Source organism: Lentzea sp. NPDC003310 (assembly GCF_040610935.1).
Lineage (GTDB): Bacteria > Actinomycetota > Actinomycetes > Mycobacteriales > Pseudonocardiaceae > Lentzea.
Window position 1 is genome coordinate 366,459 of the sequence record NZ_JBEXNC010000003.1, and the last position, 15,115, is coordinate 381,573.

The following is a 15,115-nucleotide window of genomic DNA, read 5'->3' on the forward strand; positions in this document are numbered from 1 at the left end:
GGCCCCCTCGCCTGCCACCGCGCTTCGACTACCAACGGTGACAACTCAACCGCACACCGCAGGTGGGAGTCACTGTCCTTAACTTCCGAGTTGGAGGTAGAGGAACCTCTACCTCCGACCGGCGCACCGCCGATGTGGATGTTGACTACGGTGAGCATCGTGTCCGTACGCACCGCACGCACCATCTGGGAGTCGATGGCACACGGCCGTTTTCTCCTGAGCAACTGGCCGTGGCGCGGCCTGGCGTACGTGCTCAGCACCCCGGTGGTGTCGGCGCTGGCCGGCGTCCCGCTCACCGCGCTGTGCCTGCCCTGGCTGTACCTGGTCTTCAAGTTCATCGGCCCGGACCCGATCGCTCTCGGTGAGATCGTGCTCGTCAGCCTCGGCGGACTCCTGCTGGTCGTGGCGGGCGGCCCGCTGGCCGCCCTCCCGGTGGCCCAGGCGGAGCGAGTGCGGCTGCGCCTGGTCCAGGCGGACGCGGCGTCGTGGCCGCACGTGAGCGCCAAGGGCGACGGCTGGATCGGGTGGCTGCACCGCCGCTACACCGAACCCGCGACCTGGCGAGAGGTCGTCTACCTGGTCGTGGTGTCCCTGGCGGCACTGCCGTGCGCCGCCCTGTTCCTCACCCTGCTGATGGTCGGCTCGCTGATCATCAGCCCGTTCGTCGTCCGGCCGGACGCCCCGCTCGCCCTGGGCCTCGGCCGGGTGAGCACGGTGTCCGAGGCCCTGCCGTACGCGTTGCTGGGCCTGGGCCTCGTCCCCGTGGTGCTGTACGTGTTCTCCGCCGTGGCGGGCCTGCACGGCGCCACCGCCAGGAGACTGATCTCGGGCGCCTCCGACGAGCACCTGCGACTGGAGTTGGTCGAGATCTCGCAGTCGCGCGAACGCCTGGTCAACGCCTTCGAGGCGGAACGCCGCCGCATCGAGCGCGACCTCCACGACGGCGCACAACAACGCCTGGTCAGCCTGATCCTGCAACTGGGCCTCGCCAAGGTGGAGATGCCCCCGGACTCCCCCGGCACCGACTCCGTCGCCAACGCCCACGACCAGGCCAAGCAACTCCTGGTGGAACTGCGGGAGTTCATCCACGGCATCCACCCGCAAGCGCTGTCGGACCTGGGCCTCCCCGCCGCCCTGCGCGAACTCGCCGACCGCTCCACCACTCCCGTGACCGTGACCACCACCATCCCGCAACGCCCCCCGGCCACGGTCGAGAGCGCCGCCTACTTCGTGGTCGCCGAATCACTCAGCAACGCCAGCAAGCACAGCGACGCCACCGAAATCCAGGTCTCCGCCGAGGTCAAGAAGAACCGCCTCACCGTCGAGATCACCGACAACGGCCAGGGCGGCGCCGACGCCGCCCTGGGCACGGGCCTGACCGGCCTGGCCGACCGAGCCGCCGCCCTGGGCGGCACCCTGTCCCTGTCCAGCCCGATCGGCGGACCCACCACCGTGCGAGCGGAGTTCCCATGCAGCCCGAAGTGATCCGCACCGTCCTCGCGGAAGACGGCGCCCTGCTGCGAGAAGGCCTCTCCGCCCTGCTGGACCGCTTCGGCTTCCAGGTGGTCGCAGCGGTAGGCGACGCAGAAGCGTTGGTAGCAGCCGTGAACGAGCACTCCCCCGACCTCGTCGTCACCGACATCCGCATGCCCCCGGGCTTCTCCGACGAGGGCCTGCGCGCCACAGTCCGCCTGCGCGAGGCGAACCCGAACCTCAGAGTGGTGGCGCTGAGCCAGTTCGTGGAGACCAGCTACGCCTCGGACCTCCTGGACTCGGGCGGCGGCATAGGCGTCGGCTACCTCCTCAAGGACCGCGTCGGCGACGTCCGCGAGTTCATCTCGATCCTCCACCGCGTGGCCAACGGCGAGACAGTCGTGGACCCCCAGGTGGTCCGCACGTTGCTCAAGCGCAGCAGCACCCCACTCGCCACCCTGTCGAACCGCGAGCTCGAGGTGCTCGGCCTCATCGCCGAGGGCTACTCCAACGCCGGCATCGCCGAGAAGCTGGTCGTGTCCGAGGCCGCGGTCACCAAGCACATCGGCAACATCTTCACCAAGCTCGGCTTCACGCCGGGCGACGAGCGCAACCGGCGGGTGCTGGCGACCCTCACCTACCTGCGCGACGGGGCCGGGCTCGACCGACCCTGACCCACCCGGCCCGCGGGTGGCCGTCGATCCGCACGACCGCGGTCCCCACACGGCACGGTGCCTCTGTCGCGGCAACGACTTCAGGGCGCGCGGCAAGTCATCACCGCGCATCGATGACGACCACCACGGCGCAGTCCGACGGCACGGCATCGGCAGCGGGGACGCCGAACCGCGGCACCCTGCGCCTCTCGGCCCGTCGCAGCGCCATCGCCACACCAGGTGGGTCCGGCGGGAACCGGACCCCGGTCACGGCCCCACCCCCCAACGCCGGCGGCCCGGTGCCGCTCAGGCGTTCAACGCGGCGATCAGGTCGTCACCCGGCAACTCCACCCCGAGCTGTCCACCGGGGTTGATCACCAGCACCCCACCGGCCAGCACGGCGGCAAGCTCACGACCCGTCGTCTGCATCGGCGCCGTGACCTCCTCGGGCACGTGCCCCGGCGCCGACCACACCGCCACGAACCGCCGCCCGTCCGCCGTGGCTCCCATGCGCAGGTTGCCCTGTCCATCGGTCTCCACGATCAGGGTGGCCTCCAGCGCCGCCGGCAGCAGCCGCTGCTGCGGCGCCCACCCGGCCGCGACGTAGCCCAGTACCACGTCGAGGTCCGCCAGGGGCTCGGGAAAGCCGCGTCGCTGCGGACCGGGCCGGTAGCCGGGGTTGAGGTAGGTCTCGCCCGTCAGCTCGCCGTCGGGGCCCACCGCGTACGCGCCGAACAACGTCGCGTCCGGGATGCCTTCGACGAAGTTCGGGTTGACTTCGGGGTCGGCGCACCACAGCCAGCTGTCGGGGACCTGGCGACGGGCCTGCTCGCGCAGGGAGTCCGTCACCGCGGGCAGGCCGGGGTGCAGCGTGAAGTCGTCGATGTGGTCCGGGTACTCGCTGAACGGCTTCGGCAGCACGTAGACGCGAACGCCCTCGGCCGTGACGGCGGTGATCACCTTCCACGGACCCTTGAGCCGGTAGAGGTGGTGCTCGCGGTCCGACTCGATCTCGCTCTCGTACGCGAGATTGCCCTCGTGGCCGCCGTAGCGGTGCACGAACAGGTCCTCGACCTGGGTCAGCCGCACGCCGGTCATCGTGTCGAGCGACGGGTCCTGCTCGGAGATCACCTGGAACGGCGACTGCCACGCGGGCAGTTCCTCGTCGAGCTCGAACCCCAGCGCGTCCTGGTTCTGGATGAGCTGGCCCGTCAGGTAGGCGACCGCGTTGCGGACGTCCGCGAACCTCTCCAGCTTCTCCCTGAGGCCGTCCGCGGCCCAGTAGACCTCGTAGAAGTCGCCGTCGCGGACCAGGCACCACGCCTGCTCGCGGTGACCGTCGAGGCTGTAGAAGCGCGGGCTGGTCTGCAGGCGGGTGAGCAACGGCCACAACGGTTCCAGCGCCTTGCGCAGCGCCGCCTCGACCTGTTCCTCGCGAAACGGCCGCCCCATCGCGAGCGCCGCCGCGCGCGCCTTCGCGATCTCCGGCACGACGGGTAGTTCGTAGCGCAGCTGGCGAATGTGGTCGACGAGCTCCAACGGCGGCGGAACCTGGTGCTCACGCAGGTGGTGGACCACGCTCGCGGGCCACGTCCAGCGTCCGTCGGTCTGGTAGGCGAGCGGCACGACCTTCTCGTCGCCGCCGGTGACGAGGTCCGTCGCCGAGCCGCGCGACGACAGCACGACCGGCGCGTTCTCCAGGTAACGCAGGAGAAGGGCGGCTTCCCTGCCCCCGACCATCGGCCGGTACCAGACCCCCTTGCCGTCCTCGACAGCGTCGAAAGCGCGCGTCAGTTCGTGACGAGCCGGCTCCTGGGGCGGGTCCCAGGCGTGGACGCGCCCCCGCTGCTGGGCCTTGCCGGCCGCCTGCCACATCCAGTCCGGCACAGCCTCCGGCCGCCGTGGCAGGAGGCGCAGCTCCTCCGCCGCGTGCGTCTCCCCGGACGTCTCGACCTGCCACGCCGGCGGTGCGTCGATCAGGAACCGGCGAGTCGTCTCGCCATTCCGGACGAACGTGAAGCTTCCGGTGAACCAGGTGCCGAGGCTGTTGCGGAACTCGCGCATCCGGAACCGGTGCAGCCACTGACCGACCATCACAGGCGGTGCCCACGCGCGGGCGGTGCCGTCGAGGGTGACCGTCGCCTCGTACTCCATCCGGCGGCCGAGCGCGCGGCAGTGCAGCTCGATCTGTTGCCAGCCTTCGGGTGCGAGCGCGACGAGGGCGTCCTGCACCCGGTCCAGGACGGGGGTGTTCGTGCGCGGCATCGGGTCGCCGGGCGGCAGCGACGGGTACTGCGGCCAGGCACCGGACAGCGGGCGCAGCTCGCGGACGACGACCAGCCGCTCGTCGCTCACGTTGTCCTGCAACGGATCGAGGTCGGTGAGCGTGGCTCCCTCGTCGCTGACACGCCAGACCTCGGCGCCCAGCACCGTCTCGACCGGCCCGTCCGCGCGAGTCCCGATCCGGAACGCCTCGTCCCCGTCGATCGCGATGTCGAACTGCACCTGCTTCACTCCTTGCCGCACAACGAGAAGACGGTCACGACTGACGAGGTTCGACGAACTCGGCCCACTTCGGCGGCTGCTTGCCCATCTCCTCCATCATCTCCAGCACGTCGCGGAGATCGGCGACGTCCGGTGCCGTTCCCGCGAACCAGTCGCTGACGCTCCCCCACGCCCGGCGCGCGCCCTCGCCCTCGACGACGTCCCAGACGGGCGGGTCGTCCTGGTCCAGGTCTGCGCCGTCGACGACGTGGTACGCGTAGCCCTGGTGAGCCGTCAGCGCGAGCAGACCGCGCGGATCAGCCAGCTCGTGTTCCAGGCCCGCGAGTGTGGCAACGACGTGCCGCTTGCGTTCCGCGGTCATCGCGTCGACCCCGAACGCGGTGCCGGCGAGCCACAGTCCAGATCGGACACCCATGATGCGCAACACCTCGCGCACCGCCTCGGGCACTCGCTCCACACCCTGCTCCGCGGCCATCTGGTCGATCTGGTCGTCGGACGCGCCCAGCACGGACCCGCGTCGCAGACCGTTCGCGCACACCCGCTCGAAGATCGCGTCGACGCGCTCGACGGGGTTGTCAGTCGGTTGGTTCACAGCGGGTAAAGCCTCTCTCCAGCTCGGTTGACGACTTCCAGGCGCATGTTCGGGAAGACGCGCTCGTAGGCGAGCATGATCTTCTGACACGACATGCAGATCTGGAACTCGGCCGGGGTTCCGTCGCGCTTGGCCGACGGCAGGTCGACGACCATGCGGAGATCACCTGAGATGTCCGCCGCGGAGAACGGCGTGTAGGTCGTGCCGTTGGCCTCGGCCCGTGCCGCGCCACGCCTGTTCAGCTCGTCGATGGCGAGGGACATGCGGTCCTGCGTGCGCTGCACCTCGCCCTTGAAACCGTTCTTGTAGTAGTCCGGGTCTTCCTTGTTCAGCGTGTCGACCGTCTTGTTGGCGTCCCGCAGTGCCGTGTCGACCTCGTTGCGGGACAGGCCGCTGTACTCGGCGAGCTGGTGTCGTGCGAGGTCCTCGAACATCTTCGGTTCCGAGTCGTTGACCCTGGGAGTGCCGCTGCCGTCGCGCCAGCTCCCGCTTTCCGGGTCGTACGACGTGGCGTTGGACGTCTCGAAGAGCCGCTCGTTCTTCGGCGGCTGCTGCGGGGCCTCTGCCGCCGGACTCCAGTCGTGCTGCTTGCCGCTGAAGTTGTAGAAGTCGGCCGACTCACCGTCGCGGTCGCTGCGGTAGCGCGCCGTCGACAGCGTGCGCTCGTGCGGGCGGCGTTCGGCGTCCGTGCTCGGGTTGCGGCCGGTGAGCTCGCGGACCGAGTCCAGACCTTCCTCGCGCTTCTCGCGGTTGTCGTCGCGCATGTCGCGGAAGTCGTCCTCCCGCTCGCCGCGCCGTTCCGCGGTCTCCGGCGCGAACTCGGGCGTGTCGTCGCCCCACTCGGGGGTGTGCCCTGGCGGGTGGGGACTTTCGTGGATCTGCTGCGAGCCGTCCGGCCCGAACGTGCGCCACTCGCCGTCCGGCGGCCAGCCGGGTCGCTCGTTGTCCTGTGTCCTGGTGGCGAACAGGTTGCCGTTGTAGTCGACCCACGCGTCCGTGTTCGGCGCCGTCACCGGCGCGCCGAGCTCCTGGGCGAGCCGGGCCGCGAACCCGTCGTCCCGCCGGCCCGTGTCGCACCCGACGAGAGTGACCGGCTCGCCCCGGTAGTCGGGGTTCGCGCGGATGATGTCCGCGACGTCCCTCGGCGTGAGCGGGTAGTTGCCCACCCGTGCGGAGTGCGCGCTGCCGTGCAGGTCGACGACGAACTGGCCGGGAATGCGAGGCAGCTCCCTGGCCGTGTAGAACTCGTTGCGGTCCTGCGACCTGTCGAAGATCGACATGCCCGCCGGAGTGGTGTGCACGTGGTCGCGCACGTTCGCGTCGAGCTCGCCGCCGAGCGGGTCGAGACGGTCGCTGAGCGGTTTCCGGGGCCGCTCCGGGGGCTCCTCGTCGCGACTGTTCCTGTCCTGTTCGGACGGTGTGTCGTCGCGCTGGGACTCCTGGTCCGGACGATCCGGCTCCTGGTCCGGGCGCTCGGGCTCGCGCTGTGGACGCTCCTGTTCCTGGCCGGGCCGGTCGGACTCGCGTTCCGAACGGTCCTGCTCCGGGGTCCGGCGCTCGGTCTCGTGCTGCGGCTGACCGGATTCCTGCGTGTTCAGGCGGTCGTGCACCGGCGACGGTTCTGCACGCGTCGGTGCCACCGCCTGCGACGGCTGATGCGTCGGCGGCGCGGTGTTGAGCCGCTCCGCGATGGACGGCCGCGGCACGTCCGCGGGCCTCGGCAACGCCTGCGTCGGACCGGCCTGTCGCTCGGGCACATCGGCCTTGGCCGGCGTCTCGTTGTGTTGCGGCGCACCAGGTTCGCGGCGGGGAGGCGCCTGCTCCTCGGCGCGCGGCCGCGTCGTGTCCGGCACACCGTCCGACTGCGCGGTGGTGCCGTCGGAGCCCTTGCCGTTGTGCCCGACGAAGTCCGGGTTCGGCACGAACGGCCCGAGCACGAGCCCCTGCCCGGTCTCGTGCCGGACCTGGTGCCAGCCCTCGACGTAACGCCAGTCGATGCCGCCGGGGAAGAGCGTCTCGCTCTCGGAGTACCGGCGCCGGTGATCGCCGACGCTGTCCAGCGTCGCGTCGGTCATGATGCCGCCGGGCGCCTTGACCACGTAGACCTTGCCCTCGCCGGTGCCGGCCCGTTCGATGGCCGTGCGCTGGTCGGACGTGGTGCTGACGAAGCCGTTGGTGTCCCCGTGGACGTGCTGGAGCAGGTCCGGCTGCTTGGCGGGCTCCTTGACGTCGAACCCGCCCGCCGCCTTGATCTCCTCCGGCGACCGCGTGTCACCGCGGTACAGCGCGTTCTCGTCCCGCGTCCAGCCGGGCACATCGCGGTGCACGACCTTCGCCGGGTCCACGCCGTAGTACGACGGGTCGACGTGCCGCACGGCGACCGGCGGGCTGCCGTCCGGCCCGGGTCGCGGCGTCGAGTAGGCCTCGTGCACGGGAGGCGGCACGCTGTCCTGACCAACGCCCTGATGAGGGCTTGCCGCAGGCGGAAACCCCTGCGGCGCACCAGGTGTGTTCCCGTACCCAGGGGGACGGTGCGCAGGCGGAGCGTGCGTTCCCGGGGTCTGCTGGTGGAAACCGGTGGGACGGTTGGGCGTGCCGGGGTGCGTGCCCGGCGGCATGGCGGGACGCCCCTGCGGCATGCCGGGCGGTACCCCAGGTCCACCAGGACGCGTACCCGGAGGCAAGCCATGCCGCGTCCCAGGCGGCGAAGCGTGGCCGGCAGGCGGCACACCGGGGCGCGTGCCCGGCCCGGGAGGCCCACCGGGCACGGGGCCGCCGCGCCCAGGAGCACCGGGGTGAGGCGCATTCGGTCCGTGGCCTCCACGGCCAGGACCGTGCTGCCCGCCAGGGTTGGGCATGCCGTGCCCCTGCCCACCGGGAACCGGACCAGGCCCGCGCTGAGCGGGCGGCAGCGGACCAGACGCGCGAGGTGGGTGCGGCGGCACGCCGGGCGGACGGCCGTGGCCGCAGGGTCCCGGCCCGCCACCGAACGGACCGGCGGCAGGCCCACGCCCGTGTCCGCCGGCCGGACCGCCGAAAGGCGGACCACCCGCGGGTCCACGGCCAGGTCCCCCCGCCGCGGGGGTGTGCGGACCAGCGGGCCCACGCTGCTGACCCGCGAGGCTGTGTCCAAACCCGGTCCCACCTGGCGGTGGTCCGGTCGGTGCACGCCCTGGGCCGACCGGCGGACCACCACCGACTGGCGCACGCCCGTGTCCGCCCGCCGCGCTCGAAGGCGCGTGTCCCGGCCCGCCCATCGGGCCGCCCATGGGCGGCCCTCCAGCACTTCGCGGCCCCTGCGAACCAGCCGCCGCGAGGCCCGAGGACGGACCCCCGGCAGGAGCACGTCCTGGACCAGCAGCCCCACCGGCGGCGGGGCCACCCGACGGCTGCCCGCCGCCGGGCGCACGTCCCGGCCCGGTGCCACCTGCGGGCAGGCCACCAGCCGCAAGCGCTTGGCCGGCAGGCGCACGCCCCTGGCCGGAAGGCGGGCCACCGGCAGGAGTCATCCCGGGCCCACCAGGCCTGGGTGCTCCACCCGTCCCGGTGCCCGTAGCCGGGCTCGGCGTCCGCGGCGGCGCTCCGCCTCCCGCAGGTGGTGTACCAGCGGCGGTGGACGGGCTCGCCCCAGGCACGGACGGCCGGGAACCGGGTCCACCGGACGTCGTGACGGCAGAAGGCCTGACCGGAGACCCAGAGGGTGCGTTCGTGGACGCACCCGGCTTGTCGGGCACCCTCGCCGCCGGCCCGGAGAGAGCGGGCGTCCGGGTGGACCCGCTTCCGGGAGAGCCCACCGTCGACGGCGGCGCCGAAGTGCGGTTCCCCGAGGACGACGAAGGCGACGGCGTGCTGCTCGAAGAACTGCTGGAAGACGTCTGGGCCGGAGCCTTCGGCTGGACGCGGTTCATCGACGACGCGACCGACTGGTCGGTGTCACGTGTCGTGCGAGCGGTCTCCCGGGTCTTGTGACCCGCGTTGTCCGCGGCCTCGGCCGCCTTCTCGGCACCACCGCGGGCGGTCTGGATGGCGCGGTCGGCGTGCTGCATCGCCACCTGGCCGAAGACACCCGCGCTGCCCGACGTGGCGTTGATGTTCAGCTTGCCCGCGACATCCGCCCGGACCTGGTCGCCGCGACCGGCGATCTTCCCGCCGAGCGACTCGACCGCGTCCGGGTCCATCCGCGTGCCACGTCCGCCGACACCACCGGGCGACGACGAGGACGGAGGTGGCGAGGAGGACGGTGTGTTGCCGCTGTGCGAACTACCACCGTGATGAGAGGAGGACCCCCGAGTCCGGCCGGTCATCAGGCGTTGGCGGTCGGCATGTCGTAGGGCTTGACGGCGTCGTACGCGGTCTTGGCGTAGCCGCCGTACTCCGCGAACCGCTCGAGCCCCTTGACCAAGCCCTGCATCTTCTCCGCCAGCTTCGCCATGCGACCACCGAAACGCGCCATCGCCGCCGCGAGCTTCGACAACCGGCCCGCGATCTTGGTCGCCATCATGGCGGCACGGGTGCCCGCGTACCCGGCGAAGGCCGCGATGGAACCGCCCGCCGTGACCACGGCGGACGCGGCCGCGATGAGCGCGCTCGCGATCAGCTCACCGATCAGGTCGGAAATCCACCCGAACACCAACGACCGCAGCTCGCACACCAGCGCACCGGACAACGCGTAGATCGCCGCGGTGCCGTCCATGGTCTTGCCGAGCGCGTCGTACTCGGCGGCCATCTGCTCCATCTCGCGCCGGAACGCGTCCCCCGAATCGCCCTCCCAGTCCGACACCGAACGCAAGTCCTCGCGGTGCTCCTGGGCGACCACCTTCATCTGCAGCGCCGCCTGCTTGAGCTGATCGGTGTTCGCGTTGATCTCATCGGGATTGCCCAGCAACGCGTCCAGCGGCTCGCGCAGGAAGTCCACGTGCTCCAACAACCACCCGACACCCGCCGACGCCAGCATGCCCAGCGGATTCGCCATCGTGGCCACGACGTCCACCACCACGCCCGCACCACCCAGCGCCACGTCGATGACGTCCGGCCCCTCACCCTCGGACTCCGACGTCAACGAGTCGACGAACCCCGCGACACTGTCCACCACACCCGCACCGGTGGACCACGTGGTCGTGCTGTTCTCCTCTGCCACTTCTCCCCCAGCCGGCGTCAGTGCTTTTTGAAGATGGAGTCGCCGCCGAAGTCCTCGTCGTCGTCAGGACGTGGCGCAGGACGACGCGCAGGCAGAGGAGGAGGCTGCGGCGCCGTAGCGGCGCGCTCCTCGTACTCCTCGTTGAACGCGTAGCCCGCAGGCTTCGGCTGCTCTTCTTCCACGGGTGGCGGCAGGTACTCGGTGATCAGGCGGTAGGTCTCGGACCCGGTCCCCTCCACGGCACCGAACGTCTCAGCGACCTTCACCGCCGCACCCCGCTGAGCCTTGCGCGCGATCTCCAGGATCTCCCCGGACAACTGCCCAGGCGCCTTCCGCATCGCGTCCGCGGTCAACTCGAGGCCGGTCAACGCCCCGTTGGGCGCGACGCTGACGACGATCGACCCGTCCTTCGACGAAGCCGACCCACCCGCCTGCGCCAGTCCCTCCTGGACGGCCGCGGCCTTGGCCTGCGCCTCGGCGATCTTCGCCTCGAAGTCCCGCATCCACTCCTCGGGCGTCTTCACCAGCACTCCATCTCACACTCGACCATCCGGCCCAAAGGATTCCACAGCCGTACCGGACGCGTTGGCCGAACGACCGGACAGACGCAAGTCACACCCACAAGTGCTCCGAGCTCGATCGTGCTTTCGACCGGTTCGCACCTCGTGTCCCGTTCAGGCACCAAGTCACATCTGCTGTGCGCCCAGCTCGCGCGAAACTTGCTGCAACGCCGGCCATCGCGTCACGATCTCCGCCAGCAACACGAGGTCTCGCGCGCAGCTCGTCGGCTTCGGCCGGGAGCACTGACCCGCTGACCGGGACCGGCCGACTTCTCCACAAACCCGGAATGATCTCGGTCGCCGTCGCTAGCCTGTCGGGAGCGATCGAGAGGGGGACTCGATGGGCACTTTCCAGGCCGATCTCGCGGACATCGAGAACGGGATCCGCAAGGACATCCGGCCGGCGGTGGAGCACTTCACCCAGTTGGTGAAGGACGTGGAGAAGATCGAGGACCACCCGGCCACCACGGTGATGGGGGGCGGTCTCACCATCATGCCCGCCGGCCTCGCGATCATCCCGTTGTACGGGGTGGTGAGCGCGGCGCTGGTCGAGGGCCAGCGCGCGGCCGTGCGGTCCTTGGAGGAGTTTCAGGAGGCGTTGGAGGACGTGGTGCGGACCTACCGCACGGTCGAGGAGGCCAACGCGGAGAGCTTCCGGAGGCACCCGTGACCGACAGCGTCTCCGACTACAACCTCGACCAGACGTTCACCGAGGCAGTGCGAGGGGTCTTCCCACTGCTGGCGGTGATGACCACCTGGGTGCACTTCCTGGTCGTCGAGTCCAGCGATCCGTTCGAGCGGACCAGGCAACTGTCGCAGGGGCTGCCTGTTCAAGGCGTTGCACACGAGGACTTCTTCCGGGTGCCGATGCTGCTCAGCGGTCAGCCCCTGGACGAGGTCGGCGCGGTGTACGAGGCTCTCGTGCGCAACAGCCGTGAGATCGACGACGGCATGGAGAACTTCCAGAGCGGCTGCACCAACACCTTCCGCAACTGGACCGGCGCGGCGCAGAAGGCGTGTGCCGACTACGGCGGCGCCCTGATGGACTACGTCAACGACGAGCGAGACCGCGGCACCAGGCTCGCCGCCACGGTGCTCACGTACGGCAGCATCATCAAGGCGGCCCGCGAAGACTGGCTGAAGATCGCCAACCAGTTCATCGACGCGCTCAGGCAGAAGGTCGAGGAGGACCAGGCATCCGACCTGAAGGTCCTGATCACCGCACTGGGCGCGCTCGCGGGCGTCGCGTTGGCCGTGGTCACCGGCCCGGCCGACGAGTTGGTGGGGACCTTCGTGGCGGCCACCGGCGCCGCGATCGCAGACGCGGGCGCCGAGGCGGCGAAGGAGTCGCTCGGCGGCGAGTCGTTCGCCGACATCGCGCACAACTACCTCGCGGTGTGCCGTGAGCTGGAGGAACGCCTGACGAGCGCGATCACCACCGAGGTCGCGGACAAACTGGCCGACCTGAACGAGGTCCGACCGGCACCGCCGCCGGCACCGTTGGACATGGGCGAGTTCGACCGGAACCCCAAGGGCCAGCTAGCGCCCGAGCACCCGACGCCCGGCGTCGAACGGTGGCTGGACAAGAAGAAGCAGGCTCAACAGGCCGAGCCGTCGAACATCTCCGCCCGACTGGGCTGACAGGGAGCCAGCTCGCAATGGCCACCTTCGAGGACGAGTTCCGCAAGATGCACGTGCGCGCGTTGCGGCGCGACTCGACGAAGGTCATGGCGGACACGTTGGCCAGAGCACGGGAGATCACCGGCACGGCGAGCTCACCGGACGGGTCGATCACCGTGGTGGTCGACTCGACCGGCATGCTCACCTCGCTAGACCTGGGCACGTCGCGGCAAGCCAATGCCACGCTCACCGCACAGGTCACAGCCGCGATCCAGAAGGCGGCGGCACGGGCACGTGCCGAGGTGCGCAACCTCTACGCGACGCTGGTCGACGGCGGCGTGATCGATGAACTGCCGGACTGGCTGCCGGAACCGCCGCACGTGATGCCCCCACCTGTTCCGCCACCCGCACAAGAAGAGGAGCCGCTTGAGCCGAGGCTGTCCGAGGACGCCTGGTAGCAGGTGTCAGGGTGACCGCCGAACCCGGTGAGCAACCCGGTCGTGATCTGCCGCTCGCCGCCGGAGCTTCGCGGCGGCGAGGGGTAGTTGTAGCGACTGGTCTCTGCGTGACTCGCGGAACGCAGCATCCGGTCCAAAACACGCGGATCCTGGAGGGCCGATTGAGAGCTTGTTCAAGTCCAGAAGAGACATTGTGAATGCCTTCCGAGTAAAGGGGCCGATGAGCGGCGTGCTCGACCCGGCAGAACTCGGCAAGATCACAAAAAGAGGGCCTCCGCAGCATCTGAGCTGCGAAGACCCTCTTGACCGTCGGGACGACAGGATTTGAACCTGCGACCCCTTGACCCCCAGTCGTGGAACGACTGAGCGGCGTGCTCCGGCCTGTTCTTCCAGGTCGCCTCCAAGTGTAACCGGCAGAGTAAAGGAGTCGCTGCTTCTCTACCTCGCGATCAGGAGCGTCTACGCTCGCGACCTGCACAGCTGCCGCTCCCGGCCTAGTTCACTACGACGTGCTGGCGTACCCCAAGAACTCGGAGTGCGGGTTCCGTTCCTCGTCCCATCGTCTAACCGGGGCGGAGGGAAGCGGTCGTCTTGCAGCCGTGGTCAGGTACAGGTTCTGTCGTGCTCTGGACACAGCGACGAAGTAGGTCGACCGCGCAGCCGTGGCGCCTCCGAAGTACATCTCGTGCTCAACACCGAGCACGACGACACTGCGGAACTCCAAACCTTTGGCCTTGTGGACCGTCATGAGCTTCACCGCGTAGCTACCGGCAAACTCTTGCAACGTCAGCCCCACATCGTTGGTCTGATTCAGGATCTCCCGCAGCCGCTGCCAAACCTCGTCCACGACTTGCTGCAATCGGTTGCCCTGCTGGTACTGAGGTCCGAGACCGGCAAGGACATCGCCGCCGACTTGCGCTAAGAACCGGTCCGCCGAGGCATCAAGCCCGCCCGAAGAGCCAGCGCGGTACGCGGCTCGCTCCTTGTCCAGGAACTGCCCGATCGCCGAGTAAGCACGACGAGTAATCTCCTCGTCTTCGTGCCACCCTGTAGCCACGTCCACCAACCGGGCGTAGGCGTCAGGCTGTCCGTCCTCCGTGATGACCGCGAGGTAGTCAAGGATCAACGTCGCAACGGGTTCGGAAGCGAGATCCTGAAGTTCGGTCTCGTCCCTAAACGGCACTCGCCGCGCACGCAGTTCCGCTCTGAGAGCTTCGGTGTACGGCCTGACCTGGTTCGCCACCAACACTGCGATCTCTTCCGCGGGTACGCCATCTCTCACGATCCAGCCCTGGATTCTGTCGGCCAGGTCGCGGGCTTCCGTTGCACTGTCTGGATAACGCAGGACCTCGACAACACCACCGGTACCTTCAATGGCTCCATCGTCAAGGGCATCGGCAGGCTCCATCTGCCGAACCATCGCGTTCTGCACGCGCCTCAGCCGCGGCTGAGAACGGTGGTTCAGGTAGAGGCTCAACCGCTCAGCTGCGAAGTCATCAGCGAACCGAGCCAACACTCCCTCAAGGGCGCCGGCCCAGCCCATGATGCGCTGCTTGATGTCGCCAACTGCGATCAACTGAACGCCAGTGCCGTGGAAAGCGGCTCGTAGCAAGGCGTATTGGTTCGACGTGCAGTCCTGGAACTCATCCAGGAAGACGAAACCGTAGGTGTGCCGCAGCGCGGCCCGCGCGACCGCGCTCTGCTCCAAGATGGTGGTCGCGAGAGGTGCCATGTTCTGGAAGTCGATCTGATGGGGCGGAAGGTAGCTGGGGCCGACTTCGTAGTCGCGGTCGAGTGCGTCGACGCCAGTGAGCACCGGACGGAACGTGTCGATCAGGCGTTTGGCGAAAGCGTGGAAGGTGTAGCTGTCGAGCCGCGCGGCCTGCTGCGGCGAACAACGACGCCGAACCCGGTTCGTGAGGTTCTTGGCAGCGTCCGCCTTGAACGAGATCGCCAGGAGGCGGTGGGGATAGCGGGACTGGCCCGTGCGCAGCAGGAAGTCTGCTCGCTGCGCGAGCATCTCCGTCTTGCCCGAGCCCGGCCCTGCTGTGACGACGAGGTTCGCACCAGTGCGGGTCGCAGCGGTGAACGCGTTGGGCTCCAAGGTCATGTCGTCC

General features: G+C 69.7%; 14 protein-coding genes. 7 read left to right on the forward strand and 7 right to left on the reverse strand.

Translation table 11 applies throughout. The features are described 5' to 3' along the window. Positions 1-159 precede the first annotated feature (159 nt). Together ABZX02_RS06820 and ABZX02_RS06825 are read left to right on the forward strand one after the other, a co-directional pair. Positions 160-1,485, forward strand: coding sequence for a sensor histidine kinase (locus tag ABZX02_RS06820; RefSeq protein ID WP_355295570.1), 1,326 nt, complete (start codon positions 160-162; stop codon positions 1,483-1,485). Then, complete coding sequence (locus ABZX02_RS06825; protein ID WP_355295572.1) at positions 1,470-2,147, forward strand: response regulator transcription factor; 678 nt, start codon at positions 1,470-1,472, stop codon at positions 2,145-2,147. The genes ABZX02_RS06820 and ABZX02_RS06825 overlap by 16 nt, the downstream gene beginning before the upstream one ends. 100 nt (positions 2,148-2,247) lie before the next feature. On the opposite strand, the gene ABZX02_RS06830 is transcribed toward ABZX02_RS06825, so the two are convergent. Genes ABZX02_RS06830 through ABZX02_RS06845 form a run of 4 tightly spaced genes read right to left on the reverse strand, consistent with a single transcriptional unit; the run spans position 2,248 to position 7,667 of the window. Next, a complete protein-coding gene (locus tag ABZX02_RS06830) occupies positions 2,248-2,397 on the reverse strand; it encodes a hypothetical protein (RefSeq protein ID WP_355295574.1) in 150 nt (49 codons plus the stop codon). A gap of 35 nt (positions 2,398-2,432) precedes the next feature. Beyond that, positions 2,433-4,631: an SseB family protein gene (locus tag ABZX02_RS06835; RefSeq protein WP_355295575.1), complete on the reverse strand. Its 2,199-nt coding sequence runs from the start codon at positions 4,629-4,631 to the stop codon at positions 2,433-2,435. Between the two features lie 34 nt (positions 4,632-4,665). Next, positions 4,666-5,223 carry a hypothetical protein gene (locus ABZX02_RS06840; RefSeq protein WP_355295577.1) on the reverse strand — a complete coding sequence of 186 codons (558 nt, stop codon included), beginning with the start codon at positions 5,221-5,223 and terminating at the stop codon, positions 4,666-4,668. Then, positions 5,220-7,667 (reverse strand): enterotoxin A family protein, encoded by a 2,448-nt coding sequence (locus ABZX02_RS06845; protein ID WP_355295578.1) that lies wholly within the window; start codon positions 7,665-7,667, stop codon positions 5,220-5,222. Before ABZX02_RS06845 ends, ABZX02_RS06840 begins: the two co-directional genes overlap by 4 nt. Positions 7,668-8,931: 1,264 nt before the next feature. Between ABZX02_RS06845 and ABZX02_RS06850 the strand changes: the two genes are divergently transcribed. Beyond that, a complete protein-coding gene (locus ABZX02_RS06850; RefSeq protein ID WP_355295580.1) occupies positions 8,932-9,192 on the forward strand; it encodes a hypothetical protein in 261 nt (86 codons plus the stop codon). Positions 9,193-9,198: 6 nt separating this feature from the next. Then, positions 9,199-9,495: a hypothetical protein gene (locus tag ABZX02_RS06855; protein ID WP_355295582.1), complete on the forward strand. Its 297-nt coding sequence runs from the start codon at positions 9,199-9,201 to the stop codon at positions 9,493-9,495. Between the two features lie 31 nt (positions 9,496-9,526). On the opposite strand, the gene ABZX02_RS06860 is transcribed toward ABZX02_RS06855, so the two are convergent. Both ABZX02_RS06860 and ABZX02_RS06865 read right to left on the reverse strand, forming a co-directional pair. Further along, positions 9,527-10,360, reverse strand: a complete 834-nt coding sequence (locus ABZX02_RS06860) for a hypothetical protein (protein ID WP_355295584.1) — start codon at positions 10,358-10,360, stop codon at positions 9,527-9,529. Between the two features lie 17 nt (positions 10,361-10,377). Beyond that, entirely contained in the window at positions 10,378-10,884 is a 507-nt protein-coding gene (locus ABZX02_RS06865; RefSeq protein ID WP_355295586.1) for a YbaB/EbfC family nucleoid-associated protein, read from the reverse strand. Between the two features lie 376 nt (positions 10,885-11,260). Here ABZX02_RS06865 and ABZX02_RS06870 point away from each other — a divergent pair, with 376 nt between their 5' ends. The 3 genes from ABZX02_RS06870 to ABZX02_RS06880 are packed head-to-tail and all read left to right on the forward strand — an operon-like array spanning position 11,261 to position 12,998. Next, positions 11,261-11,590 carry a hypothetical protein gene (locus ABZX02_RS06870; protein ID WP_355295588.1) on the forward strand — a complete coding sequence of 110 codons (330 nt, stop codon included), beginning with the start codon at positions 11,261-11,263 and terminating at the stop codon, positions 11,588-11,590. Continuing rightward, a complete protein-coding gene (locus tag ABZX02_RS06875) occupies positions 11,587-12,561 on the forward strand; it encodes a hypothetical protein (RefSeq protein ID WP_355295589.1) in 975 nt (324 codons plus the stop codon). Before ABZX02_RS06870 ends, ABZX02_RS06875 begins: the two co-directional genes overlap by 4 nt. A gap of 17 nt (positions 12,562-12,578) precedes the next feature. Then, positions 12,579-12,998, forward strand: a complete 420-nt coding sequence (locus ABZX02_RS06880) for a YbaB/EbfC family nucleoid-associated protein (RefSeq protein ID WP_355295590.1) — start codon at positions 12,579-12,581, stop codon at positions 12,996-12,998. A gap of 502 nt (positions 12,999-13,500) precedes the next feature. Here ABZX02_RS06880 and ABZX02_RS06885 read toward each other — a convergent pair. Beyond that, the gene (locus ABZX02_RS06885) at positions 13,501-15,108 is read right to left on the reverse strand and encodes an ATP-dependent helicase (protein ID WP_355295592.1); all 1,608 of its coding nucleotides are present in this window, start codon (positions 15,106-15,108) and stop codon (positions 13,501-13,503) included. Positions 15,109-15,115 lie beyond the last annotated feature (7 nt).